Origin of the sequence: Glycocaulis sp. (assembly GCF_050485565.1) — a bacterium.
GTDB lineage: Bacteria > Pseudomonadota > Alphaproteobacteria > Caulobacterales > Maricaulaceae > Glycocaulis.
Map to the genome: position 1 here is coordinate 65,072 of NZ_JBJHBQ010000001.1, position 19,237 is coordinate 84,308.

17 protein-coding genes are annotated in these 19,237 nt (G+C 63.2%); 4 read left to right on the forward strand and 13 right to left on the reverse strand.

Features of this window, described 5'->3' with window-relative positions:
- Positions 1-46: 46 nt before the first annotated feature.
- The 7 genes from prfA to sdhC form a co-directional block, all read right to left on the reverse strand.
- The gene (prfA, locus tag ACQ5ID_RS00285) at positions 47-1,120 is read right to left on the reverse strand and encodes a peptide chain release factor 1 (protein WP_429910484.1); all 1,074 of its coding nucleotides are present in this window, start codon (positions 1,118-1,120) and stop codon (positions 47-49) included.
- Between the two features lie 17 nt (positions 1,121-1,137).
- Positions 1,138-1,719: a TIGR00730 family Rossman fold protein gene (locus ACQ5ID_RS00290; protein WP_429910485.1), complete on the reverse strand. Its 582-nt coding sequence runs from the start codon at positions 1,717-1,719 to the stop codon at positions 1,138-1,140.
- Between the two features lie 222 nt (positions 1,720-1,941).
- Entirely contained in the window at positions 1,942-2,721 is a 780-nt protein-coding gene (locus ACQ5ID_RS00295) for a succinate dehydrogenase iron-sulfur subunit (protein WP_429910486.1), read from the reverse strand.
- A 38-nt stretch (positions 2,722-2,759) separates the two neighbouring features.
- Positions 2,760-2,984, reverse strand: a complete 225-nt coding sequence (locus ACQ5ID_RS00300; RefSeq protein ID WP_371392480.1) for a hypothetical protein — start codon at positions 2,982-2,984, stop codon at positions 2,760-2,762.
- A gap of 24 nt (positions 2,985-3,008) precedes the next feature.
- Positions 3,009-4,799: a succinate dehydrogenase flavoprotein subunit gene (sdhA, locus tag ACQ5ID_RS00305; protein ID WP_429910487.1), complete on the reverse strand. Its 1,791-nt coding sequence runs from the start codon at positions 4,797-4,799 to the stop codon at positions 3,009-3,011.
- Between the two features lie 12 nt (positions 4,800-4,811).
- Positions 4,812-5,189, reverse strand: a complete 378-nt coding sequence (gene sdhD, locus ACQ5ID_RS00310) for a succinate dehydrogenase, hydrophobic membrane anchor protein (RefSeq protein WP_429910488.1) — start codon at positions 5,187-5,189, stop codon at positions 4,812-4,814.
- Positions 5,189-5,584 carry a succinate dehydrogenase, cytochrome b556 subunit gene (gene sdhC / locus ACQ5ID_RS00315; protein WP_127568334.1) on the reverse strand — a complete coding sequence of 132 codons (396 nt, stop codon included), beginning with the start codon at positions 5,582-5,584 and terminating at the stop codon, positions 5,189-5,191. Before sdhC ends, sdhD begins: the two co-directional genes overlap by 1 nt.
- Before the next feature lie 259 nt (positions 5,585-5,843).
- Between sdhC and ACQ5ID_RS00320 the strand changes: the two genes are divergently transcribed.
- Together ACQ5ID_RS00320 and ACQ5ID_RS00325 are read left to right on the forward strand one after the other, a co-directional pair.
- On the forward strand, positions 5,844-6,725 hold the full coding sequence (locus tag ACQ5ID_RS00320) for an SDR family NAD(P)-dependent oxidoreductase (RefSeq protein WP_429910489.1): 882 nt from the start codon (positions 5,844-5,846) through the stop codon (positions 6,723-6,725).
- Positions 6,726-6,759: 34 nt separating this feature from the next.
- Positions 6,760-8,508, forward strand: a complete 1,749-nt coding sequence (locus ACQ5ID_RS00325) for a DUF885 domain-containing protein (RefSeq protein ID WP_429910490.1) — start codon at positions 6,760-6,762, stop codon at positions 8,506-8,508.
- A gap of 596 nt (positions 8,509-9,104) precedes the next feature.
- Here the strand turns inward: ACQ5ID_RS00325 and ACQ5ID_RS00330 are convergent.
- A complete protein-coding gene (locus ACQ5ID_RS00330) occupies positions 9,105-9,260 on the reverse strand; it encodes a GIY-YIG nuclease family protein (RefSeq protein WP_429910491.1) in 156 nt (51 codons plus the stop codon).
- A 349-nt stretch (positions 9,261-9,609) separates the two neighbouring features.
- On the opposite strand from ACQ5ID_RS00330, the gene ACQ5ID_RS00335 reads away from it, so the two are divergent.
- Together ACQ5ID_RS00335 and ACQ5ID_RS00340 are read left to right on the forward strand one after the other, a co-directional pair.
- A complete protein-coding gene (locus ACQ5ID_RS00335) occupies positions 9,610-10,254 on the forward strand; it encodes a MarC family protein (RefSeq protein ID WP_429910492.1) in 645 nt (214 codons plus the stop codon).
- A gap of 94 nt (positions 10,255-10,348) precedes the next feature.
- Positions 10,349-10,528, forward strand: coding sequence for a hypothetical protein (locus ACQ5ID_RS00340; RefSeq protein ID WP_429910493.1), 180 nt, complete (start codon positions 10,349-10,351; stop codon positions 10,526-10,528).
- Between the two features lie 24 nt (positions 10,529-10,552).
- On the opposite strand, the gene ACQ5ID_RS00345 is transcribed toward ACQ5ID_RS00340, so the two are convergent.
- From ACQ5ID_RS00345 to ACQ5ID_RS00365, 5 genes are all read right to left on the reverse strand, one after another.
- A complete protein-coding gene (locus ACQ5ID_RS00345; RefSeq protein ID WP_429910494.1) occupies positions 10,553-12,112 on the reverse strand; it encodes a GNAT family N-acetyltransferase in 1,560 nt (519 codons plus the stop codon).
- Positions 12,109-12,957, reverse strand: a complete 849-nt coding sequence (gene aguB / locus ACQ5ID_RS00350) for an N-carbamoylputrescine amidase (RefSeq protein WP_429910495.1) — start codon at positions 12,955-12,957, stop codon at positions 12,109-12,111. The genes ACQ5ID_RS00345 and aguB overlap by 4 nt, the downstream gene beginning before the upstream one ends.
- Positions 12,958-12,959: 2 nt before the next feature.
- Complete coding sequence (locus tag ACQ5ID_RS00355) at positions 12,960-14,708, reverse strand: serine hydrolase domain-containing protein (protein WP_429910496.1); 1,749 nt, start codon at positions 14,706-14,708, stop codon at positions 12,960-12,962.
- Between the two features lie 4 nt (positions 14,709-14,712).
- Entirely contained in the window at positions 14,713-15,765 is a 1,053-nt protein-coding gene (locus tag ACQ5ID_RS00360; RefSeq protein ID WP_429910497.1) for an agmatine deiminase family protein, read from the reverse strand.
- Positions 15,766-15,884: 119 nt separating this feature from the next.
- Positions 15,885-19,169: a TonB-dependent receptor gene (locus ACQ5ID_RS00365; protein ID WP_429910498.1), complete on the reverse strand. Its 3,285-nt coding sequence runs from the start codon at positions 19,167-19,169 to the stop codon at positions 15,885-15,887.
- Between the last annotated feature and the right edge of the window lie 68 nt (positions 19,170-19,237).

Consider the following 19,237-nt stretch of genomic DNA (forward strand, 5'->3'; position numbering starts at 1 on the left):
ATGGGTGGCCCGGATAAACCGGGCCATGACAATGGTTGGAGCCCCCCTACCCCTCATCCATGGCGGCGAGGCGGGCGGCCTGATCCTCGGCCAGGAGGGCGTCGATCACCTCGCCCAGCGCCTCGCCAGACACGATCTCGGGCAGCTTGTAGAGCGTCAGATTGATGCGGTGATCGGTGAGGCGCCCTTGCGGATAGTTATAGGTGCGGATGCGCTCTGACCGGTCGCCCGAGCCGACCTGGCCCTTGCGCTCGGCCGCGCGCGCCGCGTCTTTCTCGCTACGCTCTTTTTCATAGAGCCGCGTCTTCATCACCTGCATGGCGATGGCGCGGTTCTGGTGCTGGGATTTTTCCTGGCTGATGACGACAATGCCGGTGGGCAGGTGGGTCATGCGCACGGCGGAGTCCGTCTTGTTGACGTGCTGGCCGCCCGCGCCGGAGGCCCGCATCGTGTCGATACGGATATCCTCATCACGGATGACGATGTCCACGTCCTCCGGCTCTGGCAGCACGGCGACGGTGGCAGCCGAGGTGTGGATGCGCCCGCCGGCTTCAGTCGCCGGCACGCGCTGCACGCGGTGCACACCGGATTCAAATTTCAGCTGGCCGAACACGCCCTTGCCGTTGAGCGAGGCGATGATTTCCTTGTAGCCGCCGACCTCGCTCTCGCTGGCCGACAGCACCTCCACCTTCCAGCCCTGCTTGGAGGCGTGGCGCTGGTACATGTTGAAGAGATCACCGGCAAACAGCGCCGCCTCATCCCCGCCCGTGCCGGCGCGGATTTCGAGGATCACATTGGCCTCGTCGTCCTTGTCTTTCGGCAGGAGGAGAAGCTGCAGCTCGCGCTCGATTTGCGGGATGCGCTCTTTCAGTTCCGCGCGCTCTTCCTGGGCCAGCTCGGCCATGTCCTTGTCGCCGCCCTCGGCGATGATGGCCTCGGCCTCGGCAAGCCCGGCGCGCGCGGCTTTGAGCTCACGCGCCTTTTCAGTGACCTCTTTAAGCTCGGAGTGCTCGCGCGAGAGCTTGACGATCTCCTCGCCATCACTGGCCGCGCCAAGGCGCGCCTCGATCTGGTCGAAGCGGTCGAGAATCTGTTCAAGTTTCTGGTCGGGCAAGCGCATGGGACTGGCGATACACCCTACATGCGCGCGCGTTCAAGCGAGGGAATCATGCCGGGATGGTGATAATCGCCCATGCGGGTGAGCAGATCGGCCACATCCGCGCCTGAAAACAGCATGTCGCGATGGCGGGCTTGTACAAAACCGTCCGCCTGCATCCGGTCCAGAAACGCCAGCAGGCCATCGTAATAGCCGTTCACATTGATAAGCCCGACCGGCTTTGTGTGACGGCCGAGCGCGCTCCAGGTCCAGATCTCGAACAGCTCTTCCATCGTGCCAATGCCGCCGGGCAGCGCGATGAAGGCATCTGACTCTTCGGCCATCACGTGCTTGCGCTCATGCATGGAGGTGACGACGCGCATATCAGACACGCGCGGATGGGCGATCTCGCGGTGATGGAGAAAGTCCGGGATCACGCCGGTGACCGCGCCGCCCGCCTCCACGGCTGCATCGGCCAGCACGCCCATCAGGCCCACCTGCCCGCCGCCATAGACCAGACGCAGGCCCTCGCTGGCCAGATGGAGGCCCACCTGCCTCGCCGTCGCGGCATAGGCGGGATCACCGCCGGGGCTCGCCCCGCAATATACACAAACCGATTTCATGGAGGGTGTGTAGCGGCAGGGGAGGATTCGGGGAAGGGGTTGCGAGTTCGTCTTTACTGCGTTTCCCCGACGCAAGTCGGGGTCCAGCGGAAGCTTCTACCTAGGCACCGGCTTTCGCCGGTGAAACGCGGGGAGGAATAGTCCGATGGAACCGAAAAGAGCTGGATCCCGACTTTCGTCGGGAAAACGCAAGGTGGGACGGTGGAACCGCAGGGGCAAAAACTAACCCTGCCGTTCGACCAGCAATTCCTTGATATGGCCGATGGCTTTGGCGGGGTTCAGCCCCTTCGGGCACACATTGGTGCAGTTCATAATGGTGTGGCAGCGATAGAGCTTGAACGGGTCTTCAAGGTCATCGAGGCGCTCGCCGGTGGCTTCATCGCGGCTGTCGGCGATCCAGCGATACGCCTGCAGGAGCGCGGCCGGGCCCAGATACTTGTCGGAATTCCACCAGTAGGACGGGCAGGCCGTCGAGCACGAAGCGCAAAGGATGCACTCATAGAGCCCGTCCAGCTTTTCGCGGTCCTCGATGGACTGGCGCCATTCGCCCTGCGGGGTCGGCGTCACGGTCTGCAGATAGGGTTTGATGCTGGTCAGCTGGGCGTAGAAATTGGTGAGATCCGGCACCAGGTCCTTGATGACCGGCTGGTGGGGCAGAGGCGAGATGGTGACGCTGCCCTTATAGTCGTCGATGGCGGCGGTGCAGGCGATGGTGTTGCGCCCGCCAATATTCATCGAGCAGGAGCCGCAAATCCCCTCGCGGCAGGAGCGGCGGAAGGCGAGCGTGGAATCGATCTCGTTCTTGATGAAGAAGAGCGCGTCCAGCACCATCGGGCCACACTTGTCCATGTCCACCTGATAGGTGTCCCAGCGCGGGTTCTCGCCCGTATCGGGGTCATAGCGGTAGACCTTGAAGGTGCGGGTATTCTTCGCGCCCTCCGGCTTCGGCCAGGCCTTGCCTTTTTTGACTTGCGAGTTTTTCGGCAGCGTCAGCTGGACCATGCGTTTCGTGTCCTGTTTGCAGTCGGAACGTTCAAAAGTCAGGCGTTGGCCAGATCGAGACGGCGGTCGATCCGGTCCAGACGGCCCTCGAATCCATCAATACGGTGTTCCAGACGCATGAAGTCACGACGCAAACCGGCAGTCTGATCCTCAAGCGAAGAGAGGCGCTCGACAACATTGCCGAGGCGCTCTTCCACCTTGGCCATGCGCTGGTCAATCCGGCGCAGGTATTCAAGGACAAGATTTTCCGGTTCGCTGCTCATGCGTTCAGTCTACCACATTTTATCCTAATACACCCTCGCCTTGGGCTCGATATAGGCGATGTCGTTGGAGAGCGTGTATTCATGCACCGGGCGCTCGCCCAGCGTGACCTTGCCGGTCTTTTCGTCATACCAGCTCAGCGTGTGCTTCATCCACTGCTTGTCATCGCGGTCCGGGAAGTCCTCGCGCGCATGCGCGCCGCGGCTCTCGGTGCGCGCCGCGGCCGAGTTCACGGTGACGGCGGCCTGGGCGATGAGATTGTCAAACTCCAGCGCCTCAACCAGATCGGTATTCCAGACCATGGAGCGGTCCTTGATCGCAATGTCGCTCGCGCCTGAGACCACTTTCGCGATGCGCTCCACGCCCTCGTCCAGCACGTCCTGGGTACGGAAGACGGCGCAGTTTTCCTGCATGGCCCGCTGCATGTCGAGACGCAGTTTTGCCGTCGGCGTGCCGCCATTGGCGTGGCGGAAGCGGTCAAGGCGCGCGAGCGTCGCATCGCCTGCGTCCTTGGGCAGTTCGGCCTGCGTCGCGCCGCTTTGCGTCGTCTCCGCGCAGCGCAATCCGGCCGCGCGGCCAAACACGACAAGGTCAATGAGAGAGTTCGAGCCGAGACGGTTCGCGCCGTGGACCGATACGCACGCCGCTTCGCCGACGGCCATCAGGCCGGGCACCACATGGTCCGGATCGCCGCCGACCTTGGTGAGCACTTCACCGTGATAATTGGTCGGGATGCCGCCCATATTATAGTGGACGGTCGGCAGGACCGGGATCGGCTCGCGCGTCACGTCCACACCGGCAAAGATTTTCGCGCTTTCCGAAATGCCCGGCAGGCGCTCGTGCAGCACTTTGGGATCAAGGTGATCGAGGTGCAGGAAGATATGGTCCTTGTTCGGACCGACGCCGCGCCCCTCACGGATCTCGATCGTCATCGAGCGTGAAACAACATCGCGGCTGGCAAGGTCTTTGGCCGAGGGCGCATAGCGCTCCATGAAGCGCTCGCCTTCGGAATTGGTCAGATACCCGCCCTCGCCGCGCGCGCCCTCGGTGATGAGGCAGCCCGCGCCATAAATCCCGGTCGGGTGAAACTGGACAAACTCCATGTCCTGCAGCGGCAGGCCAGCGCGCAGGACCATGGCATTGCCATCGCCAGTGCAGGTGTGGGCGGAGGTGGCGGAGAAATAGGCGCGGCCATAGCCGCCGGTCGCCAGAATGACTTTCTGCGCGCGGAAGCGGTGCAGCGTGCCGTCATCGAGCTTCCAGGCGGTGACGCCCCGGCAGGCGCCGTCCGCATCCATGATGAGGTCGAGCGCGAAATACTCGATGAAGAACTCCGTCGAGTGACGCAGCGACTGGCCGTAGAGCGTGTGCAATATGGCGTGGCCGGTACGGTCAGCCGCCGCGCAGGTGCGCTGGACCGGGCCTTCGCCGTAATTGCGGGTCATGCCACCGAAGGCGCGCTGGTAGATCTTGCCCTCTTCGGTGCGGGAAAACGGCACGCCCCAGTGTTCAAGCTCGTACACGGCGGCCGGTGCTTCGCGGCAGAGATATTCAATCGCGTCCTGATCGCCCAGCCAGTCGGACCCCTTGACGGTGTCATACATGTGCCAGCGCCAGTCATCCTCGCCCATATTGCCGAGGCTGGCCGAGATGCCGCCCTGGGCTGCCACCGTGTGGGAGCGCGTGGGGAAGACCTTGGTGATGCAGGCCGTTTTCAGCCCGGCTTGCGCCGCGCCGAGCGCTGCGCGCAGGCCCGAACCGCCCGCGCCCACCACGACAACATCAAATGAGTGGTCGATCCATTTATAGTCAGACATCGAAACCTGCTCCTAGCGCGCGAGCGCGAGTACGGAATAGAGAACTGCGATCCACAGGCCCGCCGCCACGAAGGTGTTGAGGATCAGCAGGATCGCCTTGGTCGCCGGACGGTAGATATAGTCCTCGATGACGACCTGAAGACCCAGGCGCATGTGGTAGAGCGCCGCAGTCATCGCCAGCAAAGTGAGGATGGCGCCGAGCGGCGAGCCGACCCAGGCGGCAGCCTCCACATAGCCCGCGCCCGCATTCTTGGCGAGCTTCACCAGAAACAGCGGCACCAGCACGACGAGCGCGATGGCGCTGACACGCTGGGCAATGAAATGGCCGGTGCCGGACTTGGCCGAACCGAGGCCGCGCACACGCGCCAGAGGGGTACGAAAATCACCCATTACACCAGCCCTCCCACAATCCAGATGGCGGCGGTGATGATGACCGCGCCGGCAATGATGAGGATGGAGCGCAGGTTCGAGCCCTTGGCGTCAAAGCCCAGCCCCGCATCCCAGGCGAGGTGTCGCAAGCCATTGAGGAGGTGGAAAACCACCGAGAAGGTGAAGCCGATAAAGGCGAGCGTGATGAGAATGCCAAAGGGTCCGGCATTCAGATCTTCCCAGATCGCGTAGGCGTCCGGCCCGGCGGCCAGAAGCACCAGCCAGAGCGATACCAGCACCGCGCCGATATAGTTCGCGACGCCGGTCGCGCGGTGCAGGATGGAGGAGGCCATGGTGGCGTGCCAGCGCCAAATCTGGACGTGAGGGGAGAGGGGCTGGTCAGGTCTGGTCGCCATGGGCGTTGCTTTCCGCCTTCGAATACCGTTTCGAAAAAATCCGTAAAACGGGAAAGGACGGTGCTTTCCTTGACAGCGCCTTAACCGGGTATCCCGGTATCAGTCATGCCAGCTCAGGCCGCCCCTTGCCTGTTCGCGGCCAGACAATAATCCGGCAAGGCGCAAGGTCAATGCGAGGTGTGTGCTACGGGGGTGGGCGATTGACCGCGCCCGCCCCGCTTGCCACCGTAAGTGCTGATATGGGCGGGAGGCCAAGTAGATGAATGATCTGGTGCGCAGCGCGCTGGTAACGGGGGCATCAACCGGCATTGGCCGGGCGTGCGTGGAGAAATTCGTGGCCAAGGGCTGGCAGGTCTTTGCCAGCGTACGCAAGGCCGAAGACGGCGAGCGCCTCAAAAGCGAAATCGGCGAAGCGGTCATCCCGCTCCTCTTTGATGTTACAGACGGCCCGGCCATTGCCCGCGCCGCGGACCAGATGCGCGAAGCGCTGATGGGCGCGACGCTGGGCGCTCTCATCAACAATGCCGGTATCGCCGTGGCCGGGCCGCTGCTTCATCTGCCTATCGAGGAGATGGAAAAGCAGTTGGATGTGAACGTGACCGGCCAGCTGCGCGTGGTGCAGGCCTTTGGCCCGCTGCTCGGCACGGACCGCAGCCTCTCCGGCGCGCCGGGGCGGATCGTGAATATCTCGTCTGTGGCGGGCTTCTCCGCCGCGCCCTTTGTTGTGCCCTATGCATGCTCGAAATTCGCGCTGGAGGCGTTTACTCAAGGCCTGCGCCGCGAACTGACGCCTTATGGCATTGATGTCGTTGCCATCAATCCGGGGCCCATCGCCACGCCGATCTGGGACAAGGCCGAAAGCGTCGATCCGGAGCAATACGCCCATACCGATTACATCAAGCCCATAAGGCGGCTGGTCAATTACATGCTGGAGCGCGGGCGGGACGGCCTGCCGCCCTCGGCGGTGGCCGATGCGGTCTGGGCGGCGGTGACATCGCCCAAGCCGAAGCTGAATACCGTCGTCACGCCCGAACCGTTCACGCAGTGGTTACTGGGCATTCTGCCGCGCCGGATGGCAGACAGGATCATCACCAGGCGTCTCGGCCTGACGCCGCAAGCGCTCAACACACGCGGGCAGTAAAGCCCTTGGACAATATACGAACGGGGAGAACACCATGCGCCATCTGATCTGCGGTATAGCCGCCAGCGTACTGATCGCGGCCGCCGCCCATGCCGCTCAGGCAGACGAGTTCGCCAGCCTGGTCGCCGACTATGAAGCCTGGAGCGAGGCGCAGAATGTGCAGGCGCGCGTCCGGGCCGGTGATCTCGATGCGATGCGCGAATGGCGCGATATCTCGGCTGAAACGCTGCAGCAGCAAGACGCGGAAATTGCCGGGTTTTATGACCGGATGCGGGCGATTGACCCGGCCACGCTGGAGGGCAGCGATACCGCCTCCTACGCGGTGCTGGAACACATATTGCGCCACGGCGTCGCCCTGCCGCGTGTGCAAGGCATGTATTTCCCCTTCACCAACGATTCCGGTTTCCACACCTGGGCGGACTTTGCCGCGATGAGCGTGCGCATCCGCAATGAGGACGAGGCGCAAGCCTGGATTGACCGGCTGGCGGCCTATCCGGCACATCTGGACGCGTGGATGGGCTGGCTGGACGAGGCGATTGAGGCGGGCTGGACCCAGCCGCGCGAGATCGTCCCCGGCGTGATCGACCAGATCGCCGCGCAGATTGTCGATGATCCACGCGAAAGCGCGCTCTACATGCCACTGGCCAATCTGCCCGCCAGCATTCCGGCAGAGGCGCGCGAGGCGCTGCAGGCGCGCGGCGCGGCGGTTATCGCTGATACGGTCATGCCCGCCATTGCAGGCCTGAGAGACTATTTCGAGAACACCTATATGCCGGCCGCGCGCGAGAGCATTGGCGTGTCCGAAGTACCTGGCGGGCGCGCCTATTACCGCGCTCTGGTGCGCTATCACACCTCGCTGGATCTGACCCCGGAGGAGGTTCACCAGACCGGCCTTGCCGAAGTTGCCCGCATCCGCGCGGAGATGGATGATGTCATCGCGCGCACCGGGTTTGAGGGCAGTTTTGACGCATTTACCCACTATCTGCGCACCGATCCGCGCTTCTACGCCCAGAGCGAGATGGAGCTGATGATGCGCGCCTCCTACCTCTCCAAGCTGGCCGACGATGCGATGCCGGCCGTGTTCAACCGCCTGCCGCGCCTGCCCTATGGCGTGCGCCCTGTGCCGCCCGCGCTCGCGCCTAACTACACCACCGGCCGCTACTGGCCGGGCGACGCCGAAACCGGCCGGGCCGGCGGCTATATGGTCAACACCTATGCGCTCGACCAGCGCCCGCTCTACGAGCTGCCTGCCCTCACTTTGCACGAGGCGGTGCCCGGCCACCACCACCAGATCGCGCTCGCCCAGGAGATCGAGGACATGCCGGACTTCCGCCGGCGCGCCTCCATCACCGCCTTCACTGAAGGCTGGGGGCTGTATTCGGAATTCCTCGGCCTCGATATGGGCTTTTACGAAGACGCGTATGAGGATTTTGGCCGCCTCTCCTACGAGATGTGGCGCGCCTGCCGCCTGGTGGTCGATACCGGCATGCATTATTTCGGCTGGACGCGCGAAGAGGCCGAAAGCTGCTTCCTCGACAATTCCGCGCTCGCGCCGCTGAACGTCACCAATGAGGTGTCGCGCTATATCTCATGGCCGGGTCAGGCGCTGGCCTACAAGACCGGCGAGATTCTCATCCGCCGCCTGCGCGCCGATGGCGAGGCGAGGCTGGGCGAGGATTTTGACCTCGCCGATTTCCACGACACCATCCTGGAAGAAGGCCCGCTGCCCCTCTCCTATCTTGAAACCAAGATGGAAGCCTGGATCGCAGAACGGGAGGGGTAGGGGGTTATTTCCGGGGTCCTCGCCACCTTAGGTCCCCGGCTTGCCTGTCCCCGTGAAAACGGGGAACGGGGGATCCATCTTTTCGAGCCAGTGAATATTCATATAGGTCTCCCGTCGGGGCGGGAGACCCCGGTGGGAAGGTTTTCGCCTCGCTTGCGGAGACAGAGATACCGGCGAACATTGGAAAACCGGGGTCCCCCGCCCCGACGGGGGACCCATCTTTTGTTTCTCCGAAGCGGGTCGGTCAAACGCCGGAAACCGGCGTGGGTGGCAACCTTTTTTTTCTGGATCTCCCGTCGGGGCGGGAGACCCCGGTATTGCTGCCTTCTCGAATAATCTGCCAGGTTAGCCGATGAGCTTCCCGACCGGGGTCTCCCGCCCCGACGGGAGACCCATGTTTTCAGGCCGGTCAAGGTTCATTTGGGTGCCCGATCAAGCCGGGGACCCGGATTTCAGAACACCATCAGATTGTTCAGTTCCGGGTAGAGGTCGCGCCATTCAGCATTGTGCTGTTCGATCAGCGCGATCTTCCACGCCCGGTTCCAGTGCTTGACCTGCCGCTCGCGGGCAATGGCATCATGCGTGGTGCCGCAATGCTACAGATAGACAAGGTCGAACACCTTGTACTTCCAGACAAATTCCGACCCCTTGCCCATACGGTGCTGCGCGATGCGCTCTGCCGGGTTTGCACAGGAGCCAACGTAAAGCGTGCCGTTGCGCTTTGAGGCGAGGATGTAGATGTGGGCCGACATGCACCGATGCTGATTGGCCTTCGCGCGCCGTTCAACCTTTTTCTGGGTCTCCCGTCGAGGCGGGAGACCCCGGTATTGCTGCCTTCTCGAATAACTTGCCACTTGGCGCCCCCCTATCCCCCCAATCGCCACGAATAGGGGGATAGATGCCGCCGGCGGGCATCTGTCCTCCTTGTGGCATTCAGGCAACACGGTGGAATCCGGGCCTTCGAACCGTGGAATCGGGGTGTGCGCACCCCTCATTTCGGGCCTGAAAACCCCTTAAAACGGGGATAGAGGCCCTGCCCGCCCTCGCCAAGCGCCAAAAGGGGTGTTATCCGCCCCCCTATCCCCCATGGACAGGTGTGTCATGCCCGCTTTCGATCTTGCCCTTCTCTCTGCCGCCTTCGTCACGTTTTTCGTGGTGATCGATCCGATCGGCGTGATGCCGATCTTTGCGGGGCTGACCCAAGGCACCAGCGCGGCGCACCGGCGCAACATGGCCATCAAGTCGGTTCTTGTCGCCACCATCGTCCTGCTGGGCTTTGCCTATGGCGGGGAATGGCTGCTCTCGGCGCTGGGGGTGAGCCTTGATGCGTTCCGCGCGGCGGGCGGCGTGCTGCTCTTCCTGGTGGCGCTCGACATGATCTTTGAAAAGCGCACCGAACGGCGCGAGGACCGGGCCGGAAAACTGCACGGCGAGGGCGAGAGCGCGCCGGAGGATATCTCCGTTTTCCCCATGGCTATCCCCATGCTGGCGGGGCCGGGCGCGATTGCCTCCATCATGCTCTACATGTCCGGCTCGGGCGGGGATCTGGCGACGCAAGGCGTCGTACTGGCGGCGATGGCGGCCAATCTGATCGTGTGTCTGGTGCTGTTTCTGGCGGCCGGTCCGCTGATGCGCGTGATGGGGGATACAGTCGCCGCGATGATCACGCGTATCCTCGGGGTGATCCTGGCCGCACTGGCCGCCCAGTTCATCTTTGACGGGATCGCAGGTGCCTTGCTGGGCTAGCGTTTATGGTCAAGCGTCCGTAAACGCTGCGCACACTGAAATTTAGCCAGTTTCTGCCATTATCCTGCCTTCAGGGTGCAGGAGAAATAGCGCCATGACACGGTTTCGCATCAGCTTGTGGATTGCCTTTGCCGGCGTGCTGGCTCTGGGCCTGACGGCCGGAGGTTTCAGCCTCGCCAGCGGTATGGTGGATCAGGCCATCGCCTTTACCTGGCCGAGCGCGGGCGCGGCACTGGCCATCGCCCTTTTGATCCCGGCAGCGCGGCACGAGTAGAAAACGGCCTTTATTTGCAGCGGCTTAGTTGCGCCCTGCACCCGGCCCGTCATTCCAGACAATGCGGTATAGATCAAAGCGCCGGTCGCGCAAATTGCGCACCGTGCCGGAGCGGCGCGCTTCGGCCAGATCATCGAGGCGCAGATCGGCAACCGCGATTGTCTCAACATTTTCAGATGTTTCCGCTGCGATGCCATCGCGCGCAAACGGGAAGTCGCATGGCGTCAGAATGGCGCTCTGAGCGTAGTTGACGTCCATGTTTTCAACGTCGGGCAGATTGCCGACATTGCCTGCTGTGACTACGTAAAACTGGTTCTCGATGGCGCGCGCCTGCGAGCAATAACGCACCCGCAAATGGCCGGTACGGTCATCGGTGGCGTAGGGGACGAACAATATGCGCGCGCCTTCATCGGCGAGGCGGCGTGCCAGCTCTGGAAATTCGCTGTCATAACAGATGAGTACGCCAATCGGGCCGCAGTCTGTGGGTATGGCGTGGACGAAATCGCCGCCCTTGATATTCCACCAGAAGCGCTCGTTCGGCGTCGGGTGGATTTTCTCCTGGGCGTGGACCGAGCCATCGCGCAGGAAGACGTAAGCCACGTTCTGGATCTCGCCGTCATCGGTCTCGGTCGGGTGAGAACCGCCAACGATATTAATGTTGTAGCGTACGGCCAGCTGGCTCATGAACTCCAGGAAGCGCGGCGTGTGGCGCGACAGAGCGGCGATGGATTCCTGCGGCGAGAGGCGCCGCTTTTCGAGCGATAGCAGCGCCACGGTGAACATTTCGGGGAAGACGCAGAAATCGGCCCGGTAGTCCGAACAGACATCGACGAAATATTCCACATTGCGCTCGAACTCGCGCGTGCTTTCCACCGCGCGGGCCATGAACTGGATCGCGGCGACGCGCACGGTCTGCGGGTCTGGGCGTTTGCCGCCGGACGGCGCTTCAACGAATTTGGGGTTACGCCACACCATCAGCGAGGCATGGCCAAGAGAATCAGTATCTTCGGGGTAGTAGTTCTTCAGAACGCCCACCGGCTCAAAGCCCATGCGCATCTGGAAGTTGGAGACCGAATCCTTCACCTCGCGCGCCTCGATGGCGGCCAGATACTCTTCCGGCGTCGGGTAGGCCTTGCGGCGGCGCTTATAGCCGGGCAGCCGGCCGCCAAAGACAACGCCCTTCAGCCCCCAGGCCTGGCAGAGCTGCTTTCTGGCATTGTAGAGCCGCTGGCCGATGCGCAGGCGGCGGCGGGACGGGTCGACCGCCACCTCCATGCCGTAGAGCCATTCGCCGTCCTCGTCATGGCGCGCCGCATAGCCATTGCCGGTGATTTCCGCCCATGTGTGCGGGCTCATCGCCAAAGCTTCTGTGGTCAGGAAGGTCGCACACCAGCCGACCACATCACCTTCATATTCCACGAGAAACTGGCCTTCAGGGAAGGCCTGTATCTGGCCGCGTATCATGCCGGGCAGGTCTGGCGGCAGGTTGGGATAGGCCCGGTCCTGCAGCGCCAGAATCTCCGGCACATCGGCCAGCGTGGCATTGCGTACGGTAAGGGTCGCTTTCTGGCGCTGTTCGGTCATGAAAAATGGGGTCCGTATAGATCGGTACGCCGATCCCGGAAAAAGCCCCAGGCGGCGCGGTGGCGGTCAAGGAAGGAACGGTCGAAACGCGCAACCGCCACGCCTTGTTCCGTCCGGTCCAGTTCGGACACCACTTCGCCAGTATGATCGCAGATGAAGCTGGTCCCGTAGAAGAGCTGGCCGTTTTCGTTGCCGACGCGATTGGCCGCAGCAATGGGCATCACGTTGGAGACGGCATGGCCCTGCATGGCCCGGCGCCAGCGCGCCGCCGTATCCAGGCTGTCATCATGAGGTTCAGAGCCAATGGCCGTGGGGTAGAGCAGAACCTCCGCGCCGAGCAGCGCCATGGCGCGCGCGGTCTCGGGGAACCACTGGTCCCAGCAAATGCCAACGCCGATGCGGCCATGTTTGGTGTTCCACACCTTGAAGCCGGTATCGCCGGGGCGGAAATAATACTTCTCCTGATAGCCGGGGCCGTCCGGGATATGGCTCTTGCGATAGATGCCAAGCGCCTTGCCATCCGCATCCAGCATGACAAGCGAATTATAGTAGCGCGGGCCATCGCGCTCGAAGATGGAGACAGGGATTACGACGCCGAGTTCCGCCGCCAGCGGCTGCAGCGCGGTCACGCACGGATGCTCCAGCGCCGGGTAGGCGGTGGCAAACCAGTGCTCTTCCTGGCTGGTGCAGAAATACGGCCCCTGAAAGAGTTCGGGCGGCAGGATTACCTGCGCGCCCTTGCCCGCCGCTTCGCGCACGAGGCCCTTCACCGTTTCGATATTGGCGTGCATGTCCGCGCCGAACGCGCCTTGCAGCACGCCCAGCGTAATCGTCGCTTCTGTCAAGATCAGTCCTCGTTCAGCTCGTCGAGCCAGTCACCCGGCCCGTCGCCCGTGCGCAGATCCATTACCGTCGGCCAGAGCCGCCACGGGGCGCTGGCATCGGCATTCCACAGCGCTATGTAGGCAAATCCCGTCGCCGGTTCCATGACTATCTGTGCGCCATAGCCAGACAGATAACCCGAATGGGCAACAAGGGTACGCTCGCCCCAGCGGTAAATGCGCCAGCCCAGCCCGTAATGGGTTTCCTGCACGCGCCCCGGAAAACGCCGGTTCAGCCCTTGCGTTTCACGCGGGGTAGCCACGTAAGGGGTGAAGATGCGCTCGCGGATCTCTGCCGGAATGCCGCCGGTTTCAGATATATGGGCCTGCGCCCATGCCATCAGATCTTCCAGCGACACCACGGCCGCTGCCGCAGGCGCCACCGCATCGTAATTGCTGGCCGGGCTGCCGGGTGTATCGGCGCGGCGCTGCCAGCCCCTATGGGGCCGCGCCCAGCTCGCCGCGCGCGTCAGGTCGCGCTCGGTAAATCCGGCCGTCGTCATGCCGTAGCGTTCAAACAGCCGGCGGCGCACATTGCGCTCATAGCTGGAACCAGTGGAGCGGCGCACGACTTCAGCCGCGCCGGAAAACACAATGTTCTGATAGGTATAGCACTCGCCTACCGCGCAGACCGGGTCCAGCAGGGCGGTGTCGGTGAGGATGGAGTCGATCGTACGCCCCTCCTCCAGCCGGTTGTCATAGGCATTGCGCGGCAGGCCGGTGCGGTGGGAGACCAGATCAAGCACGGTCGGCTGGCGCGAATTATTGACGCGGATGATCTCCGGTGCCGGATCATCAAGGCGGATGCGCCCCTCATGCTCCAGATGCGCCAGCAGCACGCCCGTCATCGTCTTGGTCAGCGAGGCGGCGCGGAACACGGTGCGCGGCGTAATCGCCTCACCAGACCCGGCTGCGGTCTCGCCAGAGGTGTAGATCAGGGCCGGGCGGCCCTGCTCGATTATGGCAACGGCCAGCCCGACCACGCGCCGCGAATTTGCCGCCTGGTTCAGACGCACGATCACATCGTCGAGATAGGCAAGATTGGAATAGAGCGAGACACGCGGCGCGCGCGGATCGCTTATCTGGGCCAGCGTCTCGGCCTGGTCGATCAGGGTTGGCAGCAAGCGCTCCGGCGCAATCTCCCAGACAAACTCGCCGCCATCGGCAGGCACCGCCACCGGCACCACGCTGCCCTCGCTGACATAGGCCATGTCGAGCGATTCCGCGATGGCCGCGGCTTCAGCCAGCGCCGCCTCCGGGTCCATTTCCGGCGCGCTGGCAATGAACGGCGCCTCCGCCTCCACGCCAGCTACTGGCGCAATACGATAGATGGTCTCGCTGTCGGTCTCTGACGTGCCGGTCTCTGCATCGCCAGTCTCCGCCGCGCCGGGGCGGCGCTCTGGCAGATGGCGCTCGGGCAGGACAGGCGCGGCGTCTGCATTCGTACCCGCCATGGCTGCACCCGCGTCAGCGATGGCGTAAACCGCCTCGCCGCCATCGCGCATTTCAGACACCCCGTCAGCATCCCGGCGCGCCTCGGCAGCGGCAATCAGCGCATCGGCCTGCTCCATGGTCAGGCTGGCTACCGGGGATGGCGCATCCTCAGCCGAAGCCAGCGCGCTGGCCGTCAGCGCACGCAAATACGGCACTGGCGGGGCCGCACTGGATGCGGCCGCCATGGCAAGCGCAGCAAAGGCATAGGCTGTATAGCGCATGGGATCAGACCCGCGGCTGGTTACAAGTCACACAGTGAAAGGACCCTCCGCCAGACAGGATATGCGAAGACGGGCTGGCTGCAAGAGTGTGCGACGCAAAGTAAGGTTTCAGGATTGCTAACGCCGCATCGGCGTGCGCGTTAAACGACGGAATTACCACCGTTTTTGGCGAAACCACCCAGTTCATGTGAGAGGCGGCCTTCGGCTCGCCATCCTCATCCACAACCCGTCCCGGCGAGGGAATGCGTACGATTTCCAGCTTGCGGCCCTTTGCATCACGCGCATTTTCCAGCTGCCGGGCGATGGCATCGAAGATTTTCGCATTGGGGTCATCGCTGCCGCTGGCGCTCTGGCAAGCCACGATGCCGGGCGCGATAAAGCGGGCGATATTGTCGACATGGCCGTCGGTATGATCGCCGATCAGGCCCTCATCCAGCCAGATCACGGCGTCGATCCCCAGCGCCTCTTTCAGCCGGCCTTCCACCTGCGCTTCGGTAAGACCCGGATTGCGATTGGCGTTGAGAAGGCACTGACGCGTGGTGAGAAGCGTGCCCTCGCCATCAAATTCCAGCGCGCCGCCCTCGCAGACCAGATCGGCCTCCTTGAGCGCGGCGCCGGCGCGGGCAGCGACGGCCAGGCCGATCTGCTGGTCACCATCCAGCGCATATTTGCCGCCCCAGCCATTGAAGCGGAAACGCACCGCCTTGAGCTGGCCGTTCGAGACGCCAAAGACCGGGCCGGTATCACGCACCCAGACATCGCCATAAGGATTGCGCACCACCTCGACCGTATCGCCCAGGCGCGCGCGGACATCGCGGGCCGTTTCCTCATTGGCCGCATGCACGGTGACGGCCTGGCCGCCGCGCACCAAATGGCTGACAAAGCTGGCAAATTCGGCGCGGGCGGGAGCGAGGTTTTCCTCCCACAGATCGCCGTCCGCGGGCCAGCAGGTATGGATCACGCTCTGCGGCGCGGTCTCGTGGGGGATGTGAAGATGGGCGGTCATCGTGTTGGACGCAGCTTTCAGCAGCAAGGACAGATGGCTTTGCCATACCATGCCCGCCAAGGCGTAGCGATGAGGTTAAGCGGATAGGAAATCCCGCAACCCGCCAACAGAAAAGGGCGGCTCGGATGAGCCGCCCTTCCCCTTGGTCTCAAAGCCGTAAAGGCTGGCTACTAGAACTCGTAGCGCAGGCCGATGCGGGCACGCCAGACCGAACCCGAAAGGCTCCGGTCGCCGGTCAGGCTAGGCTCAGCGAACCGCGTGTAACGGTAGAGACAGTCCGACGCCGCCTGGCAGGTGGTGCGCGGCGCATCACCGGTCAGGGCCGTAGCACCGTCAACACCGTTCACGGCCACGTCAGCGGCACTGACCAGATCCGACCGCACGATGGGCTGCTGACCGTTGCCCGGCGAGTTCACGCGCGTACCCCAGCTGGAGTTCAGCAGGTTCAGGACGTTCTCAACGTCGAACACAACCCGGAACCGGTTGTCACCGACAAACCGGCTCGCACCCGGAATGCCCGGCAGTTCCTGCTGGATGCGCAGATCCCAGCGCTGCTGCCACGGACCGGTGTTGGAGTTCACCTCGTTGATCTGGCCGCGGGCAAGGCCCTGTGCTTCGACGAGGTTGTTGAAGCCTGCCAGATCAAACCCGGCCCCGTAAACCACCCGGGCATCGTTCACTGTCGGGACGTAAAGCGGGCTGTTGTTGAACGGACGTTCGCCATTGCCCGGGCTGCCGAACATGGCAAAGCCCTGGAAGCTACGGTCGTCGTTCGTGTAAGTGTAGGTGAACGGCGAACCGGAGTTGATTGAACCGAACAGGTCAAACCGAGTGGCCAAGTCCCGGACGAACTCGCGCTCATAGGAGAAGCCAAGCTTGAAAGCGTGCTCCACCTGATAGATCGAGGTGCGCGGGCTCAGGAAGTTCATGTCCGGCGACACCTGGCCACGGAAGGACGAGATGCCGCGCGAGGATGAACCCTCGGTAATCATCTGGATGTCCTGGTTGGCGTAGGAGACGAAGAAGCCGAAGCCGTTATCGAACTCATTGGCCAGCGAGACGGTGAAGGTCGTGCTCTCGTCACCAGCCTGATTGGTCAGGATGGTGCGGTTGGACACGCCCAGCGCCTGCAGGTTGGCGTAGATCGGACGGCCGTCAGGAGCGATACCCGTCTGGGCGAAGGGCTGCTGGCTGGTCTGGGCCGCCTCACGCCAGAGGAAACCGTCCTTGCCACGCGTGTGGATGACCTGGGCGGTCAGCACATAGTTGCGGCCGAGGTCGAAATCGCCAAAGGCAAGGTCGAACGCGTGCTCGACGCGCAGCGAGTACTTCCAGTCCGACGGGATCGAGAAGTTCGGGTCCGTGGCGTCGATGGCCAGCGGCGTACCACCAGAAACCGCGTCAAGCAGAGCCTGCGGGACGGAGTTGCCCGTCACACCGGCGAAGTTGCCAGAAGCGAACACGGCCGGGACCTGGAAGGAGTTCGAGGTCCACACAGCCGGGTCACCACCTGCGAACAGACCGAAACCGCCAGTCACGGTGGTGCGGTCAAGAGCGTCCCAGCGGAAGCTGAAACGCGGCATCCACAGATCGAGGCCGTCCGTGGTGTTGGTGTTGGTGATACCAACTGCCGGCTCGAAGGTCGGATCGAAGGTCGGACGGTCATCGGTCGAAATGCGCTCATAGCGCAGACCACCGCTCAGCTCCAGGTTGGGCAGAGCCTGCCAGCGCACCTGGCTGAAACCGGTCCAGCGAGCGTAACCCCAAGCAGCCGCTGCATCGTTCGCGTTGTTGGACGGCACGTTGCGGTACTCGACCAGTGCGTTGCGATCGAGAATGTCCTGACCGGCATTGGCGCCGCTGAAGATGAACGAACCGCGTGAGCGCTCGACGAAGGCATTGAAAACATCAAGGTTTTCGTATTCGCCGCCAACCGTGAAGATGAAGTCGTTCCACGTGTAGTCGGCGCGGGCAAAGAGCTGCAGGCGCTGATCTTCATAGATATTGGCGTGACGGAAACGGTCACAACCACCGATAATGGTGTTGTTGGAGGTCAGCAGACCTTCCAGCGGCGTACCAACAACGTTGGCCGGGCTCAGGCGGAACTCGAGCTGGCCGACATTGTCCGCAGCGCGGCAGTTCTGACCGCGAGCGAAATCGATATAGCTGGCGCGCAGCTCGGTCGACAGTTCCGGGGTCCAGTCAGAGAAGAGCTGGGCGGTGTAAGCTTCCAGCCGTGTGGGCGTGTCGTACCAGGCGGAGATGAAGTTGCTGTCAAAGTTGCTGCGAACATTGCTGACGCCACCGTCTTCCGTCTGCTGATAGTTCAGCTGAAGGCGGTGATTGTCATCAATGTTCCAGTCAACACGCAGGAACCAGCGCTCGGTCTCTTCCGGGATGGCGGTCTGTTCGGGCCGGCCCAGCATGTCGATGCCGTAGGTGTCCAGGACCATCTGGTTCAGCACCGGGAAGAGCTGCGGATTGATGCCGCGTGCCGCGTTGTCCGCCGTGAAGTCCTGCAGGCGGGCGGTCTCGAAACGGTCATAGGAGAAGGAGAAGAACAGGCGGTCGCGGATGATCGGACCACGGACCGAGATGCCGTATTCCTTTTCGTCAAACTCGCCCGGGTTGAAGTTTTCCTCGCCGCCGAAAGCGGAGCTGCCGACCCAGTCCTGGTCGCGATAGTAGTAGAAGGCAGACCCGTCGAACTCGTTGGTACCGCCGCGGGTCGTCACGTTCACCAGGCCGCCGGTGAAACCCGACGAGGTCACAGAGTAGTCCGAGGCCACGAGCGCAACCGATTCGACGATGTCGATATTGATCGGCGAACGGTCGGTGGCGAAGGTGTTGGAGCCGAGACCAAACGCGTCCTGCTGACGCGCGCCATCAATCGTCACGCCGTTGAAGCGCGGGTTGACACCGGCCACCGACAGGTTGTTCGGGCCGCGTGAGCTGGCCAGCGGATCGCGGTTCAGGGTGGAGATCACGTCGCGCGAAATCGAGGGCTGATTGGCAAGATCGCGTGCAGTGAAGTTTGAGCCGACGCCGGAATTGAGATCCTGACGGCTGACCGCCTGACCGGTTACGGTGATGACCTCGGCCGTGGCCGGCGCCAGCGTGATGCGCAGCGGAGCCTGGCTGCCAGGGGCCAGCGAAATGCCCTCAAGAGCTTCACCTTCAAAGCCCTCTGCGCTGATTACGAGCGTGTAGGGGCCACCGACGCGCAGGCCGGTTTGCAGGAAAGCGCCCGAACCACCGGTGGTGGCGACGCTGGCGGTGGAGGTCGGCGTGTGGATGATGGTGATACGTGCACCAGCAACCGGCGCACCGTTGACGTCAACGACAGAGCCGCGCAGCTCCGACGAGGTCTGCTGGGCGTGTACGGCAGCAACCGGGGCCATCGCGGCGAGCGCGGCCACAGAAGCGCCATAGGCAAACTTCTTGAAGAGTTTCATAGGTAAGGTCCCCCTGGATCGACCAAAATGAAGCGAAGCCCGCCGGAATACGGGCGTTCGGGAGACCG

Excerpts from the sequence above, each read along its gene's own strand:
- ACQ5ID_RS00330 (WP_429910491.1), bottom strand. The coding sequence starts at position 9,260 with ATGTCGGCCCACATCTACATCCTCGCCTCAAAGCGCAACGGCACGCTT.
- ACQ5ID_RS00325 (WP_429910490.1), top strand. The coding sequence starts at position 6,760 with ATGCGCCATCTGATCTGCGGTATAGCCGCCAGCGTACTGATCGCGGCC.
- ACQ5ID_RS00335 (WP_429910492.1), top strand. The coding sequence starts at position 9,610 with ATGCCCGCTTTCGATCTTGCCCTTCTCTCTGCCGCCTTCGTCACGTTT.
- sdhC (WP_127568334.1), bottom strand. The coding sequence starts at position 5,584 with ATGGCGACCAGACCTGACCAGCCCCTCTCCCCTCACGTCCAGATTTGG.
- sdhA (WP_429910487.1), bottom strand. The coding sequence starts at position 4,799 with ATGTCTGACTATAAATGGATCGACCACTCATTTGATGTTGTCGTGGTG.
- sdhD (WP_429910488.1), bottom strand. The coding sequence starts at position 5,189 with ATGGGTGATTTTCGTACCCCTCTGGCGCGTGTGCGCGGCCTCGGTTCG.
- ACQ5ID_RS00345 (WP_429910494.1), bottom strand. The coding sequence starts at position 12,112 with ATGACCGAACAGCGCCAGAAAGCGACCCTTACCGTACGCAATGCCACG.
- ACQ5ID_RS00355 (WP_429910496.1), bottom strand. The coding sequence starts at position 14,708 with ATGCGCTATACAGCCTATGCCTTTGCTGCGCTTGCCATGGCGGCCGCA.
- prfA (WP_429910484.1), bottom strand. The coding sequence starts at position 1,120 with ATGCGCTTGCCCGACCAGAAACTTGAACAGATTCTCGACCGCTTCGAC.
- ACQ5ID_RS00365 (WP_429910498.1), bottom strand. The coding sequence starts at position 19,169 with ATGAAACTCTTCAAGAAGTTTGCCTATGGCGCTTCTGTGGCCGCGCTC.
- ACQ5ID_RS00340 (WP_429910493.1), top strand. The coding sequence starts at position 10,349 with ATGACACGGTTTCGCATCAGCTTGTGGATTGCCTTTGCCGGCGTGCTG.
- ACQ5ID_RS00290 (WP_429910485.1), bottom strand. The coding sequence starts at position 1,719 with ATGAAATCGGTTTGTGTATATTGCGGGGCGAGCCCCGGCGGTGATCCC.
- ACQ5ID_RS00295 (WP_429910486.1), bottom strand. The coding sequence starts at position 2,721 with ATGGTCCAGCTGACGCTGCCGAAAAACTCGCAAGTCAAAAAAGGCAAG.
- ACQ5ID_RS00320 (WP_429910489.1), top strand. The coding sequence starts at position 5,844 with ATGAATGATCTGGTGCGCAGCGCGCTGGTAACGGGGGCATCAACCGGC.
- ACQ5ID_RS00360 (WP_429910497.1), bottom strand. The coding sequence starts at position 15,765 with ATGGTATGGCAAAGCCATCTGTCCTTGCTGCTGAAAGCTGCGTCCAAC.
- ACQ5ID_RS00300 (WP_371392480.1), bottom strand. The coding sequence starts at position 2,984 with ATGAGCAGCGAACCGGAAAATCTTGTCCTTGAATACCTGCGCCGGATT.